6 protein-coding genes are annotated in these 7688 nt (G+C 40.4%); 5 read left to right on the top strand and 1 reads right to left on the bottom strand.

What is annotated here, in order from left to right; all coding sequences use genetic code 11:
* Positions 1-725: 725 nt before the first annotated feature.
* Positions 726-1646: a LysR family transcriptional regulator gene (locus ACOB82_RS11670; protein WP_448213169.1), complete on the bottom strand. Its 921-nt coding sequence runs from the start codon at positions 1644-1646 to the stop codon at positions 726-728.
* A 99-nt stretch (positions 1647-1745) separates the two neighbouring features.
* Between ACOB82_RS11670 and ACOB82_RS11665 the strand changes: the two genes are divergently transcribed.
* From ACOB82_RS11665 to ACOB82_RS11645, 5 genes are all read left to right on the top strand, one after another.
* The gene (locus ACOB82_RS11665) at positions 1746-3197 is read left to right on the top strand and encodes an NAD-dependent succinate-semialdehyde dehydrogenase (RefSeq protein ID WP_448213168.1); all 1452 of its coding nucleotides are present in this window, start codon (positions 1746-1748) and stop codon (positions 3195-3197) included.
* A 33-nt stretch (positions 3198-3230) separates the two neighbouring features.
* Positions 3231-4511, top strand: coding sequence for a 4-aminobutyrate--2-oxoglutarate transaminase (gene gabT, locus ACOB82_RS11660; protein ID WP_448213172.1), 1281 nt, complete (start codon positions 3231-3233; stop codon positions 4509-4511).
* A 74-nt stretch (positions 4512-4585) separates the two neighbouring features.
* Positions 4586-4750 (top strand): hypothetical protein, encoded by a 165-nt coding sequence (locus ACOB82_RS11655; RefSeq protein WP_448213167.1) that lies wholly within the window; start codon positions 4586-4588, stop codon positions 4748-4750.
* Positions 4751-4812: 62 nt separating this feature from the next.
* On the top strand, positions 4813-6624 hold the full coding sequence (gene pdxR / locus ACOB82_RS11650; RefSeq protein WP_448213166.1) for a MocR-like pyridoxine biosynthesis transcription factor PdxR: 1812 nt from the start codon (positions 4813-4815) through the stop codon (positions 6622-6624).
* A gap of 140 nt (positions 6625-6764) precedes the next feature.
* Positions 6765-7619, top strand: a complete 855-nt coding sequence (locus ACOB82_RS11645) for a carbon-nitrogen hydrolase family protein (protein WP_448213165.1) — start codon at positions 6765-6767, stop codon at positions 7617-7619.
* The last annotated feature ends 69 nt before the right edge of the window (positions 7620-7688 follow it).

The raw sequence follows: 7688 nt of genomic DNA, 5'->3' as shown, positions 1-7688 counted from the left end.
TACGGTATGGCTGAAAGCCTTATCTTAGAGCCCCGGCGGCAAAGAATATTTCCTCGATGTGTGAAGAAACGACCCGCTCGGTACCCTATAAAAAGAAATGCCGCTCACCTTAAGTGAACGGCATTAGGCCGTAGGCTCCTTTTTTGTAATGAATAATTGACCCACGCATAAACGATAACTTTGAACTCGAGATGGTATCGAAAAACAACCGATGTTGCTGAAAAAACTTAGCGTAAAACTAGTGTTTATTATTATCGCCTAATGTTTTCCCTTGGCGATATTATGTGAATATTGGGCCTAAAGGAATAACCTATACCCGCAGGCACACCAAATAGAATAAAAAGAGTGAATAACGGCAAAACACTGCCTTGGGCTCACATTTGTGGAGAGTTGAAGGCGATACTTATTGCATAAACCGATAGCCCAAAAGTTCATGCATCTTTATCTTTTGCCAAAATATCCTCCTTGGCAGCTAATAGCTTATTACTAAGACTTCATAGTAGCCCCCCGTTTCCACTGAAAAAACATGCTGTGTGTTTTCATGGGAACTGCTCAATGTCGGTAAAACGTTGTGAGATCAACTGGTCGATGCAACGCTATCCTTAAACAAGGTTACGTTGTTATGAAACAAAGAAAACGAATCTACTAGTTTGTGATAAATTTAGATGGATTTTTCAATAAAATAGGAGAATAGCGCAATTTAACTTATGAATTTTCCTAGGAAGTCACAAAAACACATGATTAAAAGCACTCTTTACCAGCGTCAGTTTTTGCGGTTCGCGCGAAACTTTTTTGGTTACTAGCGATAGTTCAAAATCGTAAAAACATTCACTTGGTTTAATGATGCGAATTGAGCCATTGTTTAACTCTTGCTGGATATAGCTTTGTGGTAAGAACCCAAGGTACCTGCCAGATGCAATCATCGCTTTGCGGGTATCAAATTGGTAGGATTTTGCGACAAGGTTGAGGCGATTGAGTTGTTCTCGACCTTGAAAATTAATATCAACACCAGGGTGAATCGCCTTTGCTTGCGATAACATCTGATCAGAGATTTGAGTGTCGGTTAAATGAAAAAACTCATGTTCTTTGTGACAGCACAAAAAAATAGCTTCGGTAAATATGCTTTGGTATTCCAAGCCATCTAATGTGTGATAACAAGGGTAGACGCCAGCATGTGCTTTTTCATTAAGTAGCTGTTTTTCAATGTAGTCAATAGAACCGCCATCTAGCACTAAGTTTAAATTGGGGTATTGATCATGAATAAAGCAAATGACTTCACCAAGCTTTTTTTGTTTGGAATTATCTAACTGCTCTGCACATAACAATACCAGTTCTCCACTTAATTCATGGCCTAATGTCGTAACAAGTTTTGAAAAGTCATCGAATGTATCAAAGAGTTGTAAAGCCGCTGCATAAACCGAGCTTCCTTCTTCCGTTAATGAAAACCCTTTCCTTCCTCTATTACACAGCCGGTAACCAAGTCGTGTTTCAAGGTTAGACATATGGATGCTAATTGTTGAGCGCGTAATACCAAGCGCACTGGCAGCATTTGAAAAGCCATCATGTTCAACTACGGCAAGATAGACTTTTAATAGCTTCAAATCATATTCGGTAATTTGTTTTGGAATGACTCTTTTAGTTTTCATTGTTTTATAAATTTCAAACTAATGGTTGATAGTTTTGTATTTAATCAAAGTAATGTTTTGGTTTCAATAAGTACATTAATTAAACGTTAGAGATTAGATATGGATAAACTCAAGGACTCTTCATTACTTAGATGTCACTCTTATATCAATGGCAGCTGGCACGCCAGTGCTAAGCAACTTTCTGTGACCAATCCAGCAACAGGGGAAGTTGTTGTAGATGTTTCAGATGCAAGCGTAGATGAAGCCAGCTTAGCTATTGCTGCTGCTAAAAGTGCATTTAACGGTTGGTCAGCATTGCCGGCCGGACAACGCGCAAGTTTAATGCGCAAGTGGTTTGACTTGATGATGGTACATCAAGATGACTTAGCAACCATATTAACGTTAGAGCAAGGTAAACCTATTGCCGAGGCAAAAGGTGAGATAGCTTACGGCGCAGCTTATATCGAGTGGTTTGCTGAAGAAGGTAAACGGGTTTACGGCGATACAATTCCTGCCCCTGCAAACGATAAGCGCGTTATTATTATTAAGCGGCCTGTAGGTGTTGTTGCTTCGATAACGCCATGGAACTTCCCTAATGCGATGATAGCGCGTAAAGCGGCAGCAGCTTTGGCTGCCGGTTGCACTTTTGTTGGCCGTCCAGCGTCTCAAACACCATTATCGGCACTTGCTATGGCAGAGCTTGCTGAACGTGCAGGTATTCCAGCCGGCGTATTTAATATTGTTGTTGGTAACGATGCCCGTGGCATTGGTGAAGTGTTAACCACGCACCCTGATATCGCCAAATTTACCTTCACCGGTTCTACGCCTGTTGGTCGTCAGCTCATCGCACAATGCGCTAGCACGGTGAAAAAAGTGTCGATGGAATTAGGCGGCAATGCGCCTTTTATTGTGTTTGATGATGCGGATATAGATGCCGCTGTACAAGGTGCTATTGCCTCTAAATACCGTAATGCTGGCCAAACTTGTGTCTGCAGCAATCGAATTTTTGTTCAACAGTCAATTCTTGACGCGTTTACCACCAAATTTACCCATGCTGTTCGCAATCTAACTATTGGAAATGGGTTAGAAGAAGGGGTGAATATTGGTCCTATGATTTCAACCAAAGCAGTAGCTGATGTTGATCAACTTGTTCAAGACTCTATCAAGCAAGGGGCTAAGTTGATATTGGGCGGTCAAGTTGATGATAGCGGTAGCCACTTCTATCAGCCAACAATACTGACCCAAGTCACTAACGATATGCCGATAGCTAAGAATGAAATTTTTGGTCCTGTGGCACCGATCATTGCTTTTGATACAGAAGCTGAAGCAATAGCAATGGCTAACGATACCGAATATGGGCTAGCAGCTTATTTCTACGCTAATGATATTGGTCGAGTGTGGCGTGTCTCTGAAGCGCTTGAATACGGCATGGTGGGAGTCAATGAAGGCATTATTTCAAATGCCGCCGCACCTTTTGGTGGAGTCAAGCAATCTGGCAATGGTCGAGAAGGCTCTAAATATGGCTTAGATGATTACCTAGAAATTAAGTACTTATGCATGGGCAACTTATAGTCGGTTCAATTTTAAAGTAGAGACACATATATGATCAGTAATCAGGAATTACAAGATAGAAAAGTAAAAGTCATTGCCAGAGGGATGGGAAATATTTACCCAGTTTACGTTGAAAAAGCCTTAAATTCAGAGGTTTGGGATGTCGAAGGCAATCGCTATATTGATTTAGGTACTGGTATTGCTGTATGTAATACCGGCCATAGTCATCCTAAAGTTGTTGAAGCGGTCAAAGCGCAAGTAGAAAAATTCAGTCATACCTGCATTATGGTTAACCCATATCAAGTAGGGGTGGAACTCGCCGAAAAGTTAACAGCCATTGCCCCCGGGGATTCAGAAAAAAAGGCGATATTTGTATCAACTGGCGCAGAAGCGGTTGAAAACTGCGTGAAAATAGCGCGAGCGAAAACAAGGCGCAGAGGTGTCATTGCGTTTAACGGTGGCTTTCATGGCCGAACTAATATGGCCATGGCGTTAACAGGCAAGATCACTCCCTATAAAAATTTATTTGGCCCATTTCCTAGTGATATTTTCCATGCGCCTTTTCCAATTGAGGTTCATGGTATATCGGTCAAACAATCGTTAAAAGCCTTGGAGAACCTATTTAAAGTAGATATTTCTCCTGAAGATACCGCAGCAATTATTGTTGAACCTGTGCAAGGTGAAGGGGGATTTTACCAAGTACCGGCGGAGTTTTTACAAGCGTTGAGAGCACTATGTGATCAGCATGGAATTTTACTCATTGCCGATGAAATTCAAACGGGTTTTGCTCGAACCGGCAAAATGTTTAGCTTTGAACATGCCAATGTTGAGCCTGATTTAATTACCATGGCTAAAGGAATTGCTGGTGGTTTTCCTATTGCAGCGGTTGTGGGTAAATCGGCAGTGATGGATGCGCCAAATCCAGGCGGTTTAGGTGGTACCTATGGCGGCTCACCAGTAGGCTGTGCAGCAGCTTTGGCGGTATTAGACGTAATAGAGCAAGAACAGTTGATTGATCGCGCCAATCACATTGGACAGGTCTTTAATCAACGCTTGTCTGCGTTAAAAGAAAAGTATCCATCACTTATCTTAGATGTTCGAAATCAAGGGGCGATGATCGCGCTTGAACTGATTGTCAATGGTGATGTTGAGCAGCCTAATATTGCGTTAACGCAAGCCATTATTGCTCATGCTAAAGATGCGGGGTTAATACTGTTAGCCTGTGGCTTTTACGGCAATGTGATTCGATTTTTACCGGCATTAACTATTGAAGATGACACGTTAAATGAAGCGTTAGATAAGTTTGAACATTTATTCAATAAACTTGCAGGATAGGCCTTGAAAAGCCCCAGTCATTTGATTGGGGCTTTCTCATTATATTATTCAGTAAAAAATTCAACAGAGAGTTTATGATGAAACAATTAACCCGTGAACTAGACGAGTTAGATTTGATCGCAGAGAGTGAAATTAAAGCTGGCAAAGATGCGATCAAACCTTGGTCTGATGATGAGGTTCGTGATTTTTATCAAGAAATGGAAAATGATGAAAAAAGCTTTGTCTTAGGCTACAACTAGCCCAGCTATAGAGTGTGTCAAAAATGTTGTTAACTTACTCAATAATAAGATAATGTTGCTGAATGAATACTGCTCTCATTCATATTAACTCTGGGAAAGAAGAAAGCCTACAAAGCCAAATTCGACAGCAACTAGTTGAAGGTATTTTGCATGGTACATTTTCTCCTGGAAGTAAATTGCCTTCTACCAGAAAGCTGGCCCAACAGCTTAGCGTTTCTCGCAATACAGTTGTATTGGTATATCAATCGTTACTGGACGAGGGGTATATCGTCAGTCGACAACGAAGTGGTATTTTTGTTTGCGATGAAATTGCACAAGGCAAGGTTGCAAAGAGAAAGCAGCAAGCCCATTATAAAAAACAACCCGTGGATAATATTCACCGATTTAAAGGTGCATGGCAGACCACTAATGCAACTTCTTGCCCACAAAACTGGCAAAATTATCAATACCCTTTTATTGATGGTAAATATGATGCTTCTTTATATCCTGTTGCACAGTGGCGAGAAGCCAATCGCAAAGCTAACGCCCCTAGAGAAATATATCAATGGTCAAAACTTCAAGGTATAGATGACGACCCCAAACTTATTGACGAAATTCGAAGTAAAATTTTACCGCGGCGCGGCATTGTCGCAGATCGCGATGAAATATTAATAACTGTAGGTAGCCAACAAGCCTTAAATTTGATTACCACCCTTTTTGTCGATGAAACAGTCACCGTTGCCGTTGAAGAGCCCGGCTATCCAGAAATGCGGGAACTATTAATTAACCAAGGTGCCTCGTTAATACATCAAAGCGTTGATAGCCAAGGCATGACAGTGTGCAACCAGTTAAATAACTGTGACTTGCTTTATACCACGCCTAGTCATCAAACGCCGACGAGTGTCACTATGTCCATGGAAAGGAGACATCAACTCCTAAATAAAGCCAAAGAGCAAGATTTACTTATTATTGAAGATGATTTCGAGTTTGAAAGTAACTTTCTAGGTCAGCCACATCCCGCATTAAAAAGTTTAGATAAAGAAAACCGTGTGGTTTATGTTTCTTGTCTTTCAAAAGTGTTGGCGTCAGGTGTTCAAATTGCCTTTGTTGTTGCCGACTCTGCAGTAATACAGGAATTAAAAAAACTTAGAAAGATCACCACTCGAACCCCACCACTAAATAACCAACGAGTGGTAGCGCATTTTTTAGCTTTAGGCTATTACGACTCATACATGATGCACTTGCACAAAGTCTTCTTTGAGCGATGGCTTACGCTAAGAGAAGCACTGAATATTTACTTACCTAACTGTATTAATACTGGCCCCATTCAAGGGGGTACAGCTTATTGGATAACTGGTCCTAAAAATTTAGATGGTGAACGCTTACGTGAAGAAGCTGCTGAAATAGGTATTTTGATAGAGCCAGTTAAACGCTATTTTGCTAGTTCGGAGTATCCTGAAAATTGCTTTCGCATGGGAATTACTAGCATTAGTAATGATCGCATTAGGGCTGGCGTTAATAAACTAGCAGAGCTAATTCATAAACTCGCTGATGAAGAAGAGAGTTTTTCTAACTCGCAAGGACAGTTGCTTGATGAAAACGCGTTAAAGCAAGTGTTAACGGGAGTTACGCTAGAGTGCCAAATGGTTTACGGCGTGCCTTGTGTTATTGAGTTATTACCCGATGGCAATATGCGCGGATATACTGGCGGAATCGACAATGAAGTAGACACTGGCCGTTGGTGGATTGAAAACGGTATGTATTATCGACAATGGAAGCTTTGGGGTTATGGAGAAGAGAAAGGGTATTACATTGTAACTAATGGCAACCAAATGACATGGTTTGATCAACATTATGCATTTGTTCGCCACTTAACCATCATAGAAACCGCGTAATTTTAGCTTTCGCAGTGATGTGCCTGTATCTGGCACCATATTTTTATCTAATCTGGTACTAATGTTTTCCGTGAGCACTTTATAAAGTAATTACATCAAATAATTATAAGCCCATTTATCGCAATCAGGTGTAATGTATTATGACTCATTTTTCCATCGCCGCTCTCCAATTAAAGCTTGAAGCTAAAAACTCTAAAGCGCTAATAAGTGAAAAAATAATACAAACCAAAAAACGTTTTCCTTGGGTTGATATGATAGTTATTAGCGAACTGGCAAGTTTTGGTCCAGACAAAAGCTTTGCGGAAACGTTACCCGGTGATACAGAAGATTTTTTCTGTCAAATAGCGAAAGAAAATAATATCTGGCTTATACCAGGGTCGTTATTTGAATGCGCCAATAATAAAATTTATAACACGACATCAATTATCAATAACAATGGCGAAGTTGTTGAACGCTATAGGAAAATTTATCCATTCTACCCTTATGAAAATGGTGTGGAGTCAGGTAATAAATTTGTCGTTTTCGATGTACCTCAGGGGCGTATTGGTATAGCCATATGCTACGATCTTTGGTTTCCAGAAGTCGCAAGAGCCTTATCTTGTTTAGGTGCGGAAGTCATCATTTACCCAACATTAACTGGCACTATAGACAGGGAAAAAGAACTTATATTGAGCCAAGCAACTGCGATACAAAATCAATGTTACGTCTTTAGTGTTAATGCCTCTAGTCCGCTCGGCAACGGTCAATCAATTGTGGTTGGGCCAGAGGGCAATATTATTTATCAAGCGGGTACTGATGAAGAAGTTATTCCGCTTGAAATAGACTTTGCTGTGGTACGACGTAACCGAGAAAATGGCTTATTTAACCTAGGTCAACCCCTTAAAAGTTTTAAAAATAACTCTGCAGTGCTTACGGAGTTCTCAAAAATAATCAACAGTGACAATGAATTAAGTAAGTTAAATCCATTAAAGCTGCCTAAATCAACCAATGAATAATAAAAAATAAAACTGGATCTATAGATTTGCTCTAACTGGCACTATTAATAATGCCGATTCATAGAGTAG

Source organism: Colwellia sp. MEBiC06753 (assembly GCF_053470325.1).
The sequence above is the reverse complement of the archived record's forward strand: the minus strand, read 5'-3'. Positions and strand labels throughout refer to the sequence as shown.